The organism is Undibacterium sp. JH2W (assembly GCF_049340425.1).
GTDB lineage: Bacteria > Pseudomonadota > Gammaproteobacteria > Burkholderiales > Burkholderiaceae_D > Undibacterium.
In genome coordinates this window covers 1-14695 of sequence record NZ_JBMPOT010000008.1, presented here as the reverse complement: position 1 = coordinate 14695, position 14695 = coordinate 1, and the positions used below count along the sequence as shown (strand labels likewise).

The 14695-nt window shown below is 47.9% G+C and carries 22 protein-coding genes and 1 tRNA gene; 9 read left to right on the top strand and 14 right to left on the bottom strand.

Features of this window, described 5'->3' with window-relative positions; translation table 11 throughout:
- Positions 1–10 precede the first annotated feature (10 nt).
- The 5 genes from rdgB to ACO0LC_RS12960 all read left to right on the top strand — a co-directional run bounded on the left by rdgB (position 11) and on the right by ACO0LC_RS12960 (position 5491).
- Positions 11–601 (top strand): RdgB/HAM1 family non-canonical purine NTP pyrophosphatase, encoded by a 591-nt coding sequence (gene rdgB, locus ACO0LC_RS12980; protein ID WP_423003662.1) that lies wholly within the window; start codon positions 11–13, stop codon positions 599–601.
- The gene (gene hemW / locus ACO0LC_RS12975) at positions 598–1857 is read left to right on the top strand and encodes a radical SAM family heme chaperone HemW (RefSeq protein WP_423003660.1); all 1260 of its coding nucleotides are present in this window, start codon (positions 598–600) and stop codon (positions 1855–1857) included. The genes rdgB and hemW overlap by 4 nt, the downstream gene beginning before the upstream one ends.
- Positions 1858–2187: 330 nt before the next feature.
- Positions 2188–3339 (top strand): HDOD domain-containing protein, encoded by a 1152-nt coding sequence (locus ACO0LC_RS12970; RefSeq protein WP_423003658.1) that lies wholly within the window; start codon positions 2188–2190, stop codon positions 3337–3339.
- 2 nt (positions 3340–3341) lie between these two features.
- A complete protein-coding gene (locus ACO0LC_RS12965) occupies positions 3342–5360 on the top strand; it encodes a putative bifunctional diguanylate cyclase/phosphodiesterase (RefSeq protein ID WP_423003656.1) in 2019 nt (672 codons plus the stop codon).
- A 41-nt stretch (positions 5361–5401) separates the two neighbouring features.
- A tRNA-Ser gene (locus ACO0LC_RS12960) sits at positions 5402–5491 on the top strand.
- A gap of 130 nt (positions 5492–5621) precedes the next feature.
- Here the strand turns inward: ACO0LC_RS12960 and ACO0LC_RS12955 are convergent.
- From ACO0LC_RS12955 to ACO0LC_RS12890, 14 genes are all read right to left on the bottom strand, one after another.
- Positions 5622–6683, bottom strand: coding sequence for a phage integrase (locus ACO0LC_RS12955; protein WP_423003654.1), 1062 nt, complete (start codon positions 6681–6683; stop codon positions 5622–5624).
- 8 nt (positions 6684–6691) lie between these two features.
- The gene (locus ACO0LC_RS12950) at positions 6692–6943 is read right to left on the bottom strand and encodes a DUF4224 domain-containing protein (RefSeq protein WP_423003652.1); all 252 of its coding nucleotides are present in this window, start codon (positions 6941–6943) and stop codon (positions 6692–6694) included.
- 9 nt (positions 6944–6952) lie between these two features.
- Entirely contained in the window at positions 6953–7165 is a 213-nt protein-coding gene (locus tag ACO0LC_RS12945) for a DUF7706 family protein (RefSeq protein WP_423003650.1), read from the bottom strand.
- Complete coding sequence (locus tag ACO0LC_RS12940; RefSeq protein WP_423003648.1) at positions 7143–7298, bottom strand: hypothetical protein; 156 nt, start codon at positions 7296–7298, stop codon at positions 7143–7145. The genes ACO0LC_RS12945 and ACO0LC_RS12940 overlap by 23 nt, the downstream gene beginning before the upstream one ends.
- Positions 7295–7441 carry a hypothetical protein gene (locus ACO0LC_RS12935; protein ID WP_423003646.1) on the bottom strand — a complete coding sequence of 49 codons (147 nt, stop codon included), beginning with the start codon at positions 7439–7441 and terminating at the stop codon, positions 7295–7297. Before ACO0LC_RS12935 ends, ACO0LC_RS12940 begins: the two co-directional genes overlap by 4 nt.
- Positions 7442–7460: 19 nt before the next feature.
- A complete protein-coding gene (locus tag ACO0LC_RS12930; RefSeq protein ID WP_423003644.1) occupies positions 7461–10139 on the bottom strand; it encodes a toprim domain-containing protein in 2679 nt (892 codons plus the stop codon).
- 5 nt (positions 10140–10144) lie between these two features.
- On the bottom strand, positions 10145–10384 hold the full coding sequence (locus tag ACO0LC_RS12925) for a hypothetical protein (protein WP_423003642.1): 240 nt from the start codon (positions 10382–10384) through the stop codon (positions 10145–10147).
- 16 nt (positions 10385–10400) lie between these two features.
- On the bottom strand, positions 10401–10592 hold the full coding sequence (locus tag ACO0LC_RS12920; RefSeq protein ID WP_423003640.1) for a hypothetical protein: 192 nt from the start codon (positions 10590–10592) through the stop codon (positions 10401–10403).
- Positions 10579–10749 carry a hypothetical protein gene (locus ACO0LC_RS12915; protein ID WP_423003638.1) on the bottom strand — a complete coding sequence of 57 codons (171 nt, stop codon included), beginning with the start codon at positions 10747–10749 and terminating at the stop codon, positions 10579–10581. Before ACO0LC_RS12915 ends, ACO0LC_RS12920 begins: the two co-directional genes overlap by 14 nt.
- Positions 10750–10751: 2 nt before the next feature.
- Positions 10752–10907, bottom strand: coding sequence for a hypothetical protein (locus tag ACO0LC_RS12910; protein WP_423003636.1), 156 nt, complete (start codon positions 10905–10907; stop codon positions 10752–10754).
- Positions 10908–11008: 101 nt separating this feature from the next.
- Positions 11009–11254, bottom strand: coding sequence for an ogr/Delta-like zinc finger family protein (locus ACO0LC_RS12905; protein ID WP_423003634.1), 246 nt, complete (start codon positions 11252–11254; stop codon positions 11009–11011).
- A gap of 11 nt (positions 11255–11265) precedes the next feature.
- Positions 11266–11469 (bottom strand): hypothetical protein, encoded by a 204-nt coding sequence (locus ACO0LC_RS12900; RefSeq protein WP_423003632.1) that lies wholly within the window; start codon positions 11467–11469, stop codon positions 11266–11268.
- A gap of 61 nt (positions 11470–11530) precedes the next feature.
- Complete coding sequence (locus tag ACO0LC_RS12895) at positions 11531–11719, bottom strand: hypothetical protein (RefSeq protein ID WP_423003630.1); 189 nt, start codon at positions 11717–11719, stop codon at positions 11531–11533.
- A 22-nt stretch (positions 11720–11741) separates the two neighbouring features.
- A complete protein-coding gene (locus ACO0LC_RS12890; RefSeq protein ID WP_423003628.1) occupies positions 11742–11942 on the bottom strand; it encodes a hypothetical protein in 201 nt (66 codons plus the stop codon).
- A gap of 78 nt (positions 11943–12020) precedes the next feature.
- Between ACO0LC_RS12890 and ACO0LC_RS12885 the strand changes: the two genes are divergently transcribed.
- The 4 genes from ACO0LC_RS12885 (at position 12021) to ACO0LC_RS12870 (ending at position 14628) form a co-directional block, all read left to right on the top strand.
- Positions 12021–12443, top strand: coding sequence for a helix-turn-helix domain-containing protein (locus ACO0LC_RS12885; protein WP_186957112.1), 423 nt, complete (start codon positions 12021–12023; stop codon positions 12441–12443).
- A 92-nt stretch (positions 12444–12535) separates the two neighbouring features.
- Positions 12536–13165 (top strand): hypothetical protein, encoded by a 630-nt coding sequence (locus tag ACO0LC_RS12880; protein WP_423003626.1) that lies wholly within the window; start codon positions 12536–12538, stop codon positions 13163–13165.
- Positions 13166–13299: 134 nt separating this feature from the next.
- Positions 13300–13953: a hypothetical protein gene (locus ACO0LC_RS12875; protein ID WP_423003624.1), complete on the top strand. Its 654-nt coding sequence runs from the start codon at positions 13300–13302 to the stop codon at positions 13951–13953.
- Between the two features lie 237 nt (positions 13954–14190).
- Positions 14191–14628 carry a hypothetical protein gene (locus ACO0LC_RS12870; protein ID WP_423003622.1) on the top strand — a complete coding sequence of 146 codons (438 nt, stop codon included), beginning with the start codon at positions 14191–14193 and terminating at the stop codon, positions 14626–14628.
- Positions 14629–14695: the final 67 nt, after the last annotated feature.

Genomic DNA, 14695 nt, shown 5'->3' with positions numbered 1-14695 from the left:
AAGTACAAGCATGAGCACAAACCAGAAAATCGTCCTTGCCTCGAATAACCAGGGTAAACTCAAGGAGTTTTATCAGATATTGTCGCCTCTGGGCATAGACCTCAGGGCGCAATCTGAATTTGAGGTGCCTGAAGCCGAAGAGCCTTATCCCAGCTTTGTCGAAAACGCCCTGACCAAGGCCAGACACGCATCCCGCCTGACAGGTTTGTCGGCCCTGGCGGATGACTCCGGCATTTGCGTCAATGCCCTGCAGGGCGCGCCAGGTGTACTGTCTGCCCGCTTTGCCGGTGAGCCCAAGTCTGATGCGCGCAATAACCAAAAGCTCATCGCAGATTTGGCTGGTGTATCAGACAAGTCGGCCTATTATTATTGTGTGCTGGTGTTTGTGCGCTCAGAATTTGACCCGCAGCCTGTAATTGCTGACGGTGTCTGGGCGGGCGAAATCATTGCAGATGCCCGTGGTGAAAATGGCTTTGGCTATGACCCACATTTTTTCATCCCCGGTTTGAACAAGACTGTGGCTGAACTCGCAGCAGCAGAAAAAAATCAATTGTCGCACCGTGGGCAAGCCTTGCGCGCCCTTGTTGAAAAACTGAAATGATACCCATCAAGCCCATAGCGGCAAGCCAGCCTGTACTAAAAAAATCACCGGATTTATCGACTATACCCGGTGACGTGGCCAGCCAGTACCTTGTATCAGGTAGCCTCAACCTGACGCAGTTGCCACCGCTATCGTTGTACATCCATTTCCCTTGGTGCGTACGCAAGTGCCCTTATTGCGATTTCAATTCGCATGAAGTCAAAGGTAGCTTTGACGAGTCAGCCTACCTGGATGCCATGCGCGCTGATCTGGAAGCTGCCTTACCATTGATCTGGGGTCGCAAGATATACACCATCTTCATAGGTGGTGGCACGCCCAGCCTGATGTCAGCAGTAGGCCTGGACAGATTGCTTTCTGATGTACGTACGCTGTTGCCACTTGATGGCAATGCAGAAATCACAATGGAAGCCAATCCCGGCACCTTTGAAGCAGAGAAATTTCGCTCTTATCGCCAAAGCGGCATCAATCGCTTATCAATAGGTATACAAAGCTTCAACTCCAAACACCTGGCAGCTCTGGGCCGTATCCATGATGGTAATGAGGCGCGCCGCGCCATAGAAATTGCACAGGAGAATTTTGATAACTTCAATCTTGACCTGATGTTTGCGCTGCCAGGCCAGACTCTGGATGAAGTCAGAGAGGATGTGGAAACCGCCATTTCTTTTGCGCCACCGCATCTGTCGCTATACCACCTGACGCTGGAACCAAATACTTACTTCGCCAAGTTCCCGCCTGCCATACCCGATGATGATCTAAGCGCAGAAATGCAGGACATCATCCATGGTCGCATGGCTGCTGCAGGCTATGGCAATTATGAAGTCTCTGCTTATGCGCAAGCGGGCAGGGCATCAAAACACAATCTGAACTACTGGAATTTTGGCGATTACCTAGGCATAGGTGCGGGCGCACATTCAAAAATATCCTTCCCGCACCGCATAATACGTCAGGCGCGTTACAAGCAACCCAGGGCTTATATGGATGCCATGGCTGCTGGTAATTGCGTGCAAGAGTCGCTTGAAATCCCCATGGATGAAATGGGTTTTGAATTCATGTTGAATGCGCTGCGCTTGCAGCAGGGCTTCAAGGTCAACCTGTTTCAGGAGCGCACCGGCATGTTACTTAATAGCATAGAAAAAGAATTGCTGATCGCCGAAAAGAAGGGTTTGCTTTATCGCGATCATGAAATCATTTGCCCGACACCATTAGGCAAACAATTTTTGAATGATCTGCAGCAAATCTTCCTCGGCAGCGACTAATTTATTCACATAATTTAAGCAATAAGGCATGGCATATTTGCTACATGCTTTATTGGTGAAATCTAAAATATCCTCTATCCTGATAGCTATGTAGTAGTAATTGCAATACCTGCTGCTAAATCAACAGTTCTGCAGCAGTTCGGCGATTTTGTGCCAAGTTTCTGATAATTGTGTCGGCTCCATCCAAAAAGCATCAAAAAACCTCATCCGTCGCTTTAAATTGTGTTGCAATTGGTTAATTCCCAAACTAATATCTCTACCAATTTTTGTAACATTTGAAGTACGCCCTCTATGACACTGGCCCGTGGAATTGGCACTTTTTTGCCTGTAATGAATAGCAAGCAACAATTGCTTGCCTTGCAAGCTGATTTTGGCGCCTTGCCTGTCAGTGAAGTCATCGCTTTGCTCCAGTTTTTGCAAGAAAAAGAGATTTTCTCCAAACTCACTGGCATCTCAGTTTTGATCCGGGTTACAGATCCTGTTCTCGTTCCGTCAGATATTGATACGCGCCTACCACTGGCACGCCTGCTGTTATCTGTACCCGCCAAATCAACAGAAGATAAAGAAGCGCAAACCTGGCTCAAGTATTTCAGCTCTCATGGCGCACGCATCGTTATTGATGAAATTGAGGCATATGACAATGCCATTTGGGAAGGTGCAAAAAAAATCAGTGCTGACTGCAGCAAGGATATCCCGGCACAAGTCAAACCCTTGGTGATACGTCTACATGGTGGCAATCATATAGCCCAAAACCTGCCAAATGCCGCTTTGCAGGAACAAGCCAATGAAGCCGGTTTCAAATGGTTCTCAGGTGATTATGCATTTCATCCGCCTGTCAATAACAAGGCTGCGGATGCAACAGCCAGAACGCGCCTGCTCAAACTGCTAGGCCTGGTTGCACGCGATGCTGAATCGCGAGAGCTGGAAGAGCTATTCAAGCAGGATGCGACGCTCTCCTTCATGCTCTTCAAGCTCGTTAGTTCCGCTGCCTTTGCGCAAACGGTGCGTGTATCCAGCTTTGGTCAGGCCATTAATTTATTGGGGCGCAGGCAGTTGCAAAGATGGCTGCAGTTATTGCTGTACGCCCGTCAGCAAGATCATCATGGTGGCTTGAATCCCTTGATGCCACGTGCTGCTTTTCGTGCCAGCTTGATGGAAGCAATTTGCCTTAAACGCGGCGGCAATAAAGACGAACTGGATTGTGCCTTCATGGTCGGCATGTTCTCTTTGCTGGATAAATTGTTTGGTAATCCCTTGATTGAAGTCTTGCAGCCTTTGAACCTGAATTCTGAAGTGCTGAGTGCCTTACTGCAAAAGGTCGGTGCTCTGGGTAAAAGCCTGGATTTGGTAGAGAGGGCAGACCGGCCATTCAAGGATTTTAATTCTGGCTTGATAGAAGAGCTTGGCCTGAGTGCCGATGATTATTATGAATGCGTGATCACCGCTTATGCGTGGGTCAATCAGGTTTGTCAGGACATGTAGAGATGAACAGACTGCCTGCGATAGATGAACTTGAAGTCGGTGCCAGTCTGGGTGAGGCAGTCTTGTGCCTGCACGGCGTAGAGTTGGACGCTGCCTTAAATCGTATAGTCAAAGAAGTTTTTCATAATGCCAATGCCGCGTTTAAGCGTGGCAAGATTGATACCCAAAAAGCACACGCCGATGTGCTGTGCATGGCATCGCCGGAAACCTACTACATCTTATCTGGCAAAAAAGGGCAAATCAATGAAGCCGACCTGGCAAAATTAAATACGCTTGCAGGCCTGACAGCCAAACTGTTTTCCAGGCGCGCCAAACTTGACGAGGAAATGCAGGCGTCGACGCAGGCACAATGGCAGCAGAACCAGATCATTGATCAGATTCATGAATCTGTCGTTACCATGGACCTGGCAGGTTTCATCCTGAGTTGGAACCGTGGTGCAGAAAAACTGTTTGGCTACGCTGCACCAGAAGTCATAGGCAAGAACATCCTGTTTCTGTACGACGGTGAAGATGAAGCCAGCATGCAAATGTACGACAGTTTTCTGGAGCAAGGCGGTCGTGAAATGGAAGTGCGCCGCAAGAAAAAGTCCGGCGAAATCTTTTGGGCCAGCCTCAATCTTTCTCCTTTGTGCGATGCACAGGGCTTGCCTATAGGCATCATAGGCTATCTCAGCGACATCACCGCCCGCAAAGAAGCAGAACAAAAGATTAATCACCTGGCTTATTACGACGGCCTGACCAACTTGCCCAACCGCAGCCTGTTCCGCCAGCTGGTTGATAATGCGCTGCTGCATTCGCAAAGAAATAACACCAGTGCCGCCATCATCTTTCTTGACCTGAATCGTTTCAAGCTCATCAACGACACCCTGGGTCACGACATAGGTAATGAATTGTTGCGTCAGGTCGCCGCCAGGTTTTTACTGACCTTGCGTGAAAACGATATCGTTGCCCGTCTAGGTAGCGATGAATTTGCCATCGCCGTGCTCGATATCAACCAGCATTTCCATGCCAGCCTGGTGGTACAAAAACTCCTGCATGCCTTGAATGATGCCTTCATCGTCTCTGGCCATGAATTGCGCGTTGGTGCCAGCATAGGTATCAGCGTTTTCCCGCAAGATGGTAATGACGCCAATGCCTTGCTGCAAAAGGCCGATATCGCCATGTACAAGGCCAAACGCAGTGCAGGTAATGTATCCGGCAGCTTTGTTTTTTACAGCGACAGCATGAACCAAAGTATTGCTGGCAGGTTGTATCTGGAATCGAGCATGCGCAAGGCCCTGGAGAACCAGGAATTCTATTTACAGTACCAACCCAAGGTCGATATAAAAAGCGGCAAAATCATCGGTGCAGAAGCCTTGCTGCGCTGGCAACATCCAGAAAAAGGCTTGATCTCGCCAGTAGAATTCATTCACGTCGCAGAAGAAACCGGCTTGATACTGCAAATCGACGCCTGGGTACTCGAAACCGCCTGTGCTCAGGCCAAGGAATGGCAAGACAGCGGCATAGCGCCATTTCGCATCGCAGTCAATGTCACAGCAAGAGAATTCACCAACAACCTGCCACTGCGCGTTAAAGAGGCCTTGCAACGCTACCAGATATCACCGCTATGGCTGGAGCTGGAAATCACCGAGAGCATGCTCATGCACAGCACCGAGAGCGTCATCGCCATCATGGAGCAAATCACTGCCCAGGACGTCATCCTGGCGCTGGATGATTTTGGTACAGGTTATTCCAGCCTGTCCTACCTCAAGCGTTTCCCTATAGATACGCTCAAGATAGACCGCTCTTTCATCCTCAACATCCCTGCAGACCAGAACGACTGCGCCATCGCCAGCGCCATCATCATGATGGCCAAGCAACTCAACCACAAAGTCATTGCCGAAGGTGTAGAAACACCCGAACAACTGGCTTTCCTCATTAATGCCGGTTGCGACGAAGTGCAGGGTTACCTCTATTCCAGGCCCGTCAGCCCCCAACAATTGCTTGTTTTGCTAGATAAAAACTTCCATTTCGAGATTTGATCCTTGCTCAAGCCGCATACTCAGGTTATACTGCTGGGCTCGGAAGCTTGGCAGAGCGGTTGAATGCACCAGTCTTGAAAACTGGCGAGGTGTTATAGCCTTCGTGAGTTCGAATCTCACAGCTTCCGCCAACGAATACGAAAAAGCCCTTGATAATCAAGGGCTTTTTTATTTGTCTGGTAGTTTTGATCTTGTATAAGAAACTACAAGAAACGGCAAAAAAGGGCTTAGTTGCGGAAGCTACTTCCGCAACCCCCATATTTAACGGGTGGGTTTTACCTCTTCACCAAGCCTGCGATAGACCTTTTTAGTGATTTCTTGCTCAGTGTGACCAAGTAATTTACTTGCATCGCTGATATCTGCGATTTCCGTTGCCGCTTTGGCACGTATATCCCTGAATTGAAAATTTGATATCCGCGTCGACAATGGGGCATCACCATCCGCTGCAGCCTTTTGTACTGCGTTTGACCTGGCGGCCTCAAATCTAAGCCTTAAAGTGCCTTTATTCAAGGGTTGGCCATTTGGCAGTGTTACCAAGGCGGCCACACGCATTTTCTGTGCGTTGAATAATAGGCGCTCAAGTATCGCACCTAATTGTGACTGCTTTTCATCAGCGCCAAGCACTATGCGCAAATATTTCTTTGTTTTCCCCTGGCGAATTTCAAGAGCGCCGTTCCTGACATCAGATGTTTTCATCTTCAGCACGTCTGCAGGTCGCTGGCCCGTTAAATATGCCAGATCCATCAAATCCCTAAGCTCTGGCACTGCTTGCGCGCATACGGCCGCCCAGACATCCTCATCAGCATAATAGTCCCTGGGCGATTCTTTGTTTTTCCTCACACCCCGGCAAGGGTTTTCTTTTTGAGTAAATCCCCATTCCCGCGCCATGTTGAAAATATGCGAGAGCAGGGCGATCTCACGATTAGCGCGTACCTTTGCAGAACGAGTATCCCTATAGCGCGCAATGATATGCGGCGTTACAGCATCAATCGGCGCATCGTTAAACACCTTGCGTAATTGCCGTATTGAATCCAGATTGTCTTTCTGCGTGCTGTATGCCTTTCCTGGCAAGATATCTTTCTCATATTGATCGAATATGTGCTTCATCAAGCTTGTATCAGGCGGCGGTTCCACACATTCCAGCTCTGCCCACTTTCGTTTTGCAGCATTCAAGTCAGTACCCAAGGGTATCTCTCTGCGCGCACCAAGCTCGTCATAGCCGTTGTAAAAATAAGACGTCCATTGTTTGTCTGATGTCTTTGATTTCCTGATGCGCCTAATCATCTTTGGCGGTAAATCGCGTGACGTGGTTTTTGGTCTCATAGTTTAAATCAAGATAATTTAGAAAAATCCGGCGTCCATGGTGCCGCCGGTGCGAAATCTTTAGGGTTGACGCCAGCTAGTTTCAGCCTTGCATACAACCTACCGATGACTGGCTCCCCGTTGCGCTTGAGGTGATATACCCAGCCATTACTTTTAAGCCATACGATCTGGTCAAGCCTGCGCGGGCAGCCTGTAATACTGGTCAGCTCGTCACTGGTCAGTGTTTCAGTCTCCACTTTTGTTTCAAAAATCGAACTCATATAAATCAATCAGCGTGGTGCAAAGCCATTATCAGCAAGGCCATCAGCAACTTTTAACGCACCTTCCTGCATCAAATAGGCCTCATCGATACTGGCAGCAAGCTGTTTAAATTCTGAAAATCCGACACGTTTAAAAAATTGCGCCAAAGCCTGGGCCTGATCGGCACTCATGTACGAAGTAATTTTTACTATTCTCATTTCACTGTTCTCCCACGGTCTCATTCACGATTTGCGCCACTGTTTCAGCATCAATACCCAGCTTTTCAGCCACTTCCCTGCAGCGGGCCGCGTTAGCCTTGCCAGGCGCGTAAGTGACGGCATACGCCTGCAAAATCCGATGTTTGGCAACGATCATTTGCCACCTCTTACCGGGTTCACAGTGACGCCACAAGCGCCAAAAAAATCATAGGCAGCATCGAAAACTGCACCGGCCTCCTGGGCGATGGCGAAGTATTCAAACTTGCCCAGGTCAGTTTTTACTTTGACTTGAAAGCTCATTATTTCAGTCCTTTCATGGTTATTTTTCACGCTGGAAAACCCAGCACTTGACAGAAGAAGAGGGCGTGGCGACCGGCGATTGTGAACAGCGCAGCACGCTGTTAACCACCTTGTTAGCCTCGATAAACTTGCGGCGGCTGCTGGTTTTCAGCACCTTTTTAAGGTCGCGCAAGGACGGCACTTGCTGGCGGCGCTCTGTGGCCACCTGCAGGAAATGATTTAAATTGACGGCGATCTGGTTAGAGTCGCGTGAATGATTCAGGATCGACATATCACCGGCGTCCAGGTAGTCAAAGGCCTCCCAGAATTCCTGCACCAGTACATGATCGTTATTGATTACCTGCTGACGTTCCTCGGCCATCGTCACGATTTGGGCTTTTAAGGCGGCCTGCTGTGATTCAGACAGCTTTACCACCAGCGCCAGGGCATCCGCCAGAGCCAACATCTGAGCGTGTGTTTCTACCAGGCGCGGCATCTTGATATTCTTGTTTTGGCGCAGCTCTTTGAGGTAGACGGGCGTATTGGTGCCCACCAGTTCCATGATGGCTTTCTCGCGCTTGGTTGCGGCCAGAATGAAGCCTGAAACCTGCTCCACAGACATATACTTCAGCTTGTCCGCCGCTTCTCCGGACGCGGCCGTTTGCGTAGAGCGGTCAAAATACAAATGCACGATTCGCGACAAAATTGCCTCAGACGCGTTCACCGGGTTGTTTTGAGATATCACGATAGAACCCCGAAAAGGCGGCTCGTAAGTCTCGTTTCCACCCGTCGCCATGCCCCTGGCGCGTGTGCTGCGGCCGTTGTAGGCGGTTTTCAGCTCGTCCCAATCAAATGACTTCACATGGCTTTTCTCGTCGCCCATGCGTTCGCGGTCAGATTCAATCAGCACCACCGGCAATCCAGATACCTGGCTAAAGTTACGTGCACGGGCGGCCAGGCTCGATTTGCTAGGGTCAAAACCTTCATAGGCGTTGCGGCCAAACAGTTTCCAAAGGAATTCAATCAGCGTCGATTTACCCGCCCCAGCTTCGCCCACCACCTCTAGGAATGGGTAGGACGATTGCTTAGACCTGATTTGCTCTGCAAACAGCGATCCAAACCAAAAGGTGAGGGCCACCAGACCCTTGGCACCAAAAGCCGTCCAAATCAATTCTAGCCAGTCCGTGCGGTAGTCATTGCGGTCGCGGTTAATGGTCAGGTGCACGGATTTATTCAAAGACTTGATCGACAACTTGCCGATATCAAAAAAATCCTCGCCGTTCACCTCATTCAATACACCGTCTTTCATCGCCACATCACCCAGCACATAGCAGCCATGCTCAAGGCTGTAGCCAATGTAATCGATGGTGTCCACGCGCTTGATGTTGTAAAGCTGGTCCGCCAGAATGCGGTCAAGCTGCTGGCTGCTGCCGCTAAACATCGCGCCTGCAGCCATACCCAGCAGACGCTTTTTAAATTCTGCTGAACTCGCTATCTGCGCGGCCGTGAACGTGTTCTTAACTGGCTTTCCGTCATGCGGGAAAGACACCCGGAAGTAGTACCAGCTCTCGTTAGTGATCAGATTTTCTTGAAAATACAGCGCTCTGGGCAAGCAATTGGCAATTTGCCGCACCATGCTCGATGTCACCAGCGCCTGGTCGCGTAACGCATATTCAGACAGGCTTTTTGCCTCTTCGCTATTGTCCTGCTGTTCTCTGGCCTTGTTATACCGCTCCAGATCGAGGCGGAACCAAAACAGCCGGTTACCAAAATCAAAATAGAATTCAGTCTGGTCGCCGTCATGCTTATAGATCAGCAAGGCTTTTTCTGTCGGCGTCCTGGCAAGCAGCAAATCGCCGTGATAGCGGTATTCGTCGATATCATCGTCAGTCAGCAAGCCGCGCTGGTGCGCGTCATTCCAGTCCAGCTTGCCTTTTCCTTTTTGCGGGATCTGGGCTGCCTGGCATGTCCAGCCTGACGCCTGCGCCTTTTCAACATGCTTCTTGCTGAAGCTGCGCCCGGCGTTGTCACCATCCAAAGCCCACACCAGCTTGCAATCCTGATTGCCGCGAGATACAGCCAAATTGCGTAAGGACTCGTCAGGGTAGTTATTGCAACTGCCCAGGGCAACGGCCGCTATGCCATGATGCATCAGCGCCAAGGCGTCAAAAACACCCTCTACGAGCCACAATTCATCTTTGCCCTCAAGCACCACATTGTCAGGCTTCCACCAAAGGCCGTAATACTTAGAACCAAACTTAAAATGCGCCTTCTTTTTGCCAAAGCGGTGCGGTTGATCGATGATCCTTTCCCAATAGCCATTCGCAAACGGAAAACGCACCGTCGCGCTGCCTATCTTCAATTCCTGGTCAAAGTAATACTCCTGCATGTACATTCCCTGAACTTTAGCCAGCTCAAAGCCACGGCCGTGTTGCATATATGCGTCGGCCGCAATGTTGGGGTTTTGATTCTGTGGCGTCGGCTTGTAACGGTCAGACCAGTTATCAAACAGATCCGCATACAACTCTTTGACGTGGAAGGTTTCGCCGCAATTGTTCAGGCGGCCGCAACGCAATACCCAGGGGTGGTCTGCATTCGTGTACAGCTCTTTTTTCTTGCATGCCGGGCATTCGCCGCCGCGTAGCATGCCGCTTGAACCAGGCTTAAATTTAAATTCAGCCAGGCGCAGCGTAATTTCATGATGAAGTGATGAATCCATACGATCTATTCAAAGTCGCCGGCAGCGCGGCGTTTAAAGTCGGGCACGTTGGCCCTAAGTGGTTTAGAGGTCGGCACAGCAACCGGCTTGCCGAATAGATGCGCCGGGATCTGTCCACTCCAGCAGTGCGCAACCATTTCTAGGTAGTGACGGATAAAAGGCGACATCTGCTCAAAAGGCACTGAAACATGCAAAGCGGTGTGCACCTGGCGTAACTCGTCATCTGTAGGCTTGGGTATAGTCATGATTTTTTGTGACGCGTCACGAAAATTTGTGCTGTTCTTCAATCAGCAACTGGCGGCCTTCTTGCAGCAGCCGCACATTGCGAGAATATTCCTGCTCGGCTTCCACATCCCCCAAGCGCTCTGCAATACCCTGCAGGCGTTCGTTTTCTGTGACACCCAGGCTGATTGCGCCCATCAGGGCCACGTACACTTGATTAGGCAATCTCATGACGCTGCCCCCTTAGAAAGTTGAATTTCTGTTCCCGCTGACGGTCGCGGTATTCCTTGGCGCGCTGAACTGCACTCTTGGCATTTGGTTTGCGCGGGCGGCCCCGGCCAGGTTTGTTAAAAATGTCGCGCGTAAAATCATCTCCAGGCTGTTGCATGCTCACCACTCCCCGGCGAGGCCGCCAAGATCGTGGATGACTTCCCCTATCAGGCTGCGGTTATACAAACGGCTCATAGTTGGGCCGTGACGTGAAGACGCCAGCAGCTTGTGAATTTCCCGCGCCAGGACAAAACGGGTTGCAAATGTCAAACGCATAGTTACCCCTCTAAAGTTTTAGATAAAAAAAGTCCCTCACGCCTGAAAACAGGCATGTTGGCTACTGCAATAGTTGTTAAATTGGTTCTGCTAGATCAGCGTCACCCGACTGATAAATTCAGCGATAGCTGATTCAAGGCCGACTGTCGGGCGTGCCTTGAAATTGGAATCCTGACCGTGTAGTCAGGCGTGGCAGATAAAGACAAGGTGCGTAATACCTCAAGGCCTGCGACAAACACATGGCCGCATTCCACGTTGTTACAGCGATAGGTGATTTCCTTCAGCATGGGCGACATAGTGCGGCTTTTAATGGCACGCACGCGCTGTGCGCAATGAGGGCAAGGCATACCAATTACTCTCATTCCATGGTCCTTTCTAATTCTTCAAGTGAAACTAAACTCATTGCACGACCACGTCCGGTCATTGCCTTCATGCTTTGGCGTATAAAGCGCTTTGCCAGAAATTGGGCTGTTTCCTCAAGACTACTAAGCCCCCACTGGACGCGCATTCCTTCGAGCATTTCTAATTCGTCGTCCGTGAAATCGGCATTTAATGAGGGCATGTTCTTGTTTTCGTCAACTTAAGAGTGCTTAAGAGTGGCTAATCAGTGTCTGTCAAAGTGTTCACTTTGCCGATAACATTTGCTTGCAATTTTGGTTAAGCAAAGCAGCTTCGCGTAGCACCAGCTCACGCAAAAAGACAGATGGCTGTTCGCCCTGATAAGCCGCCATGGCGTTAATCAGCTCGAACTCATAATCATCAAAACGAAGCATCAGCTTGTTTGCCTTGATGCGTTTTTTGTCTGCATACATGGTCGTATCCTGTCTGGGCTGGTTACTTGGATGAGAGCTGGCGTACATATTCCTTCAGGCCAAGCAGGTATGTAACGCGCAGGAAAGAAGCAAAGGAGCGTTGCTCGGCCAGGGCATAAGCTGCAGCCTGGTCGTATTCCTCTTTAGAGAGACTGATTGGGGTGCGGATTGCCCCTTTTATTTGGGCGGCGCGACGGAATGATGTGTGAGTGTCAAGAGACATGATGTATCATTGTGTTACGTTAGTGGTAACGTGATAATAGTACGATAAATCGTACTTGTCAATTTAATTTGATTGAATATGAGTACATTTGGGGCAAGGCTAAAAGAAGAGCGCAAACGGGTTGGAATGAATCAAACCGAATTTGCCGCGGTCGGCGGTGTGCTGAAGGGCGCGCAAGTAAATTACGAGCAAGATGACAGGCTGCCAAACGCAGAGTACCTCACCTTGATATCAGAACTTGGTGTGGACGTTATGTATTTACTGAAAGGATCAAGAGTTGCGGCCAGTTTAGACGCGATTGAAAGCGATCTTTTGTCAGGCTTTAGGAAACTAGATCAACGTGGGAAAGCAGGTGTGCTGGCACTGATTGCTGGAATGGCTCCGGCAGAACCCAAAGCAAAAAATATTATCCATGGCAGCATTGGCCAGGTGATTGAAGGAAACCTGACGCTGGAGTCACAATCTTTTTCGGTCGGAACCAAAAAAAATAAAGTCAAATAGATTGTTTTGCTGATGCAGTAGTGGTTACAGCAGGTGTATGAAAAAAATATGACAAAAAAAATGAAATTAAGGGTGATGTAGGTCAGATCGTCATGGGTGATTCAAATGTTGGTACATCACTCAACAATGTTGTGAATCTAAACATGGTCGGTGATGAAGAAAAAAATCTCACCTGGTTGCAGCGCAATGAAATCACTCAGAAAGTAAAAAAACTTTCTTTCGTATCCGGCCTGAGTGCATTAAAGATTTACCGGGAACTGCTCAATAAATTCGGTGCGGACAAAATGGATAATTTCCCGCGCAACAAATTCAATGAAGCCTGTGAGCATATAAATACGCGATTGGCAGAATTTGAAGACGATGATGTAGAGGCGGGCACTTCAGATGCTCAGCAGACAACGCTAATTCAAGAGGTCCCCTGCAATAATTGCCAGGCAAACAGCGTACTGATTAAAAAGACTAATTTCAAACTGCATGTACTGTTTGGCTTGATGGCGTTGATGATAATCACCGAAGGTGTGTTTCTTATACTTTCACCGGCAGTGAAAGCAAGCCCCGATAAGTCAAGCTTTGAAAGATTTGCGGATCAAAATTGCCATTTTGACGGCAAGATTCAATCTATTGGTAGCACAATAAAGATGGCGGACGGCATTATCAGACAATGTATGGATGCGCCCGGCGATGCATCATCATATTGGGAAATTCCGGTCAAAAAACACTAGCTAAGTAATAGAAAAATGAAAAAGCCAAGTCGAATGAAACAAATAGGGAATCATCCTTGTACGCAGATAACAGAAGTTTTGCTGGGCGCGATACATCCAGTGGTTGCCACTACATTCTCCAAGGAAAATAATAAGTGAAAAATGAATTCAACCTAATTAAGGAAGCCCGAATTCTTGCAACATTAATTCATCATTCAGATGAGAAAGGCAATGTTAAAGATGTCGATCTCTTTTTTAATGATGTATTTTCCTTTTTATCGAACGGCAATCAGGTAACCAGTTTTCTTTATTCTTTATCTGAAAATGGAGTCATCCACTACGACGAAATTGGCGAAGAAGGATTTAAACCAATTGTGATGCTCAGTTGCACCAGTCAAACCAACAAATACTTAGACCAAATTCTAGAAAAGATTGAAAATGATCAGGACGATTTGCGACAACGATTGAAAGAAATATTAACTTTTGACCCTGAAAATTTAAAAACTCAAATCGAACGCGTTGAATCACAATTAATGGTAGCCAAAAAATCTGCAGAAGAAAATGATTTACTAAAACCGCTATTGCAACAAATTTCAACTATTGATGCACATTTTCAAAGCGCAGCGAGAGTAGCCAAGCACTACGAGGATGTTTACAAAAACATTATTCGTCCGATGCAGATTGAAGGACAATCGGGAATTAAGGCTACAGTAAAATGGGCTATTATTGGGATCGTTGCTTCTACCGCAATTTCTATTGTTCTCGGGAACTTGAAAACGCTAGCAGAGTTATTTCACAAATTCATCTGATTAAAACAAGACGCGGAGTAAAAGGCAAGATATGGGTCAGGTCTGACATACATATATTTCCCAATCCGGCTGATGATTACGCGCTGCTTATCCTGGCTAAGCGCTCAGTTAATAGCACAGTATGAGTGGAAGATAGAGTCATTAAGCAATGCATGAATTCAGCATTGGATAGTTCTTCATTTTGGGAAATTCCGACTAGAGGTCTATATTGATAGATTTAGTAATATTTTAAAATTTATGGAAAAAATATATGTGCTACTTAAAATCTCTGGCATTCAATTTTTTTTCAGCGTTTTGTTATTACTTAATAGTACTGTTTGCTTTGCTGAAATTTACCAAGGTATATTACCTTCGGATACTTTAGCAAACGTGAAGCAAAAATTTCCAAATGCTGTTTTCAAGCAAATCCAAGCTGTTTGGTTAAAAGAAGACGAAGCATTAATCAGTATTTCAGGAATCAGTTTAAGCGGCTCTATATCCATTTTATTTAAAGATACACGAGACTTTTATAGGCAACTTGCTTCAAAAATGAAAGACACGGAGTCGATAAAATATTTTGAAAATAAGGCGAATATAAGTTTTGAAGACGCTACTTTTGTTGAGTGGGTAAGATGGGTGAGGTGTACTGTCAATAGCGGACACTCATGTTCTAAGCTGCCTGTGAGTGCCGATTAAAATTTTCAGCAAATAAGGCTGGCGATATATTGCCAAGACGCGAGTGACGTCGCTGGCGGTTATAAAA

Excerpts from the sequence above, each read along its gene's own strand:
- rdgB (WP_423003662.1), top strand. The coding sequence starts at position 11 with ATGAGCACAAACCAGAAAATCGTCCTTGCCTCGAATAACCAGGGTAAA.
- hemW (WP_423003660.1), top strand. The coding sequence starts at position 598 with ATGATACCCATCAAGCCCATAGCGGCAAGCCAGCCTGTACTAAAAAAA.
- ACO0LC_RS12970 (WP_423003658.1), top strand. The coding sequence starts at position 2,188 with ATGAATAGCAAGCAACAATTGCTTGCCTTGCAAGCTGATTTTGGCGCC.
- ACO0LC_RS12965 (WP_423003656.1), top strand. The coding sequence starts at position 3,342 with ATGAACAGACTGCCTGCGATAGATGAACTTGAAGTCGGTGCCAGTCTG.
- ACO0LC_RS12955 (WP_423003654.1), bottom strand. The coding sequence starts at position 6,683 with ATGAGACCAAAAACCACGTCACGCGATTTACCGCCAAAGATGATTAGG.
- ACO0LC_RS12950 (WP_423003652.1), bottom strand. The coding sequence starts at position 6,943 with ATGAGTTCGATTTTTGAAACAAAAGTGGAGACTGAAACACTGACCAGT.
- ACO0LC_RS12945 (WP_423003650.1), bottom strand. The coding sequence starts at position 7,165 with ATGAGACCGTGGGAGAACAGTGAAATGAGAATAGTAAAAATTACTTCG.
- ACO0LC_RS12940 (WP_423003648.1), bottom strand. The coding sequence starts at position 7,298 with ATGATCGTTGCCAAACATCGGATTTTGCAGGCGTATGCCGTCACTTAC.
- ACO0LC_RS12935 (WP_423003646.1), bottom strand. The coding sequence starts at position 7,441 with ATGAGCTTTCAAGTCAAAGTAAAAACTGACCTGGGCAAGTTTGAATAC.
- ACO0LC_RS12930 (WP_423003644.1), bottom strand. The coding sequence starts at position 10,139 with ATGGATTCATCACTTCATCATGAAATTACGCTGCGCCTGGCTGAATTT.
- ACO0LC_RS12925 (WP_423003642.1), bottom strand. The coding sequence starts at position 10,384 with ATGACTATACCCAAGCCTACAGATGACGAGTTACGCCAGGTGCACACC.
- ACO0LC_RS12920 (WP_423003640.1), bottom strand. The coding sequence starts at position 10,592 with ATGAGATTGCCTAATCAAGTGTACGTGGCCCTGATGGGCGCAATCAGC.
- ACO0LC_RS12915 (WP_423003638.1), bottom strand. The coding sequence starts at position 10,749 with ATGCAACAGCCTGGAGATGATTTTACGCGCGACATTTTTAACAAACCT.
- ACO0LC_RS12910 (WP_423003636.1), bottom strand. The coding sequence starts at position 10,907 with ATGCGTTTGACATTTGCAACCCGTTTTGTCCTGGCGCGGGAAATTCAC.
- ACO0LC_RS12905 (WP_423003634.1), bottom strand. The coding sequence starts at position 11,254 with ATGCCTTGCCCTCATTGCGCACAGCGCGTGCGTGCCATTAAAAGCCGC.
- ACO0LC_RS12900 (WP_423003632.1), bottom strand. The coding sequence starts at position 11,469 with ATGCCCTCATTAAATGCCGATTTCACGGACGACGAATTAGAAATGCTC.
- ACO0LC_RS12895 (WP_423003630.1), bottom strand. The coding sequence starts at position 11,719 with ATGTATGCAGACAAAAAACGCATCAAGGCAAACAAGCTGATGCTTCGT.
- ACO0LC_RS12890 (WP_423003628.1), bottom strand. The coding sequence starts at position 11,942 with ATGTCTCTTGACACTCACACATCATTCCGTCGCGCCGCCCAAATAAAA.
- ACO0LC_RS12885 (WP_186957112.1), top strand. The coding sequence starts at position 12,021 with ATGAGTACATTTGGGGCAAGGCTAAAAGAAGAGCGCAAACGGGTTGGA.
- ACO0LC_RS12880 (WP_423003626.1), top strand. The coding sequence starts at position 12,536 with ATGGGTGATTCAAATGTTGGTACATCACTCAACAATGTTGTGAATCTA.
- ACO0LC_RS12870 (WP_423003622.1), top strand. The coding sequence starts at position 14,191 with ATGGAAAAAATATATGTGCTACTTAAAATCTCTGGCATTCAATTTTTT.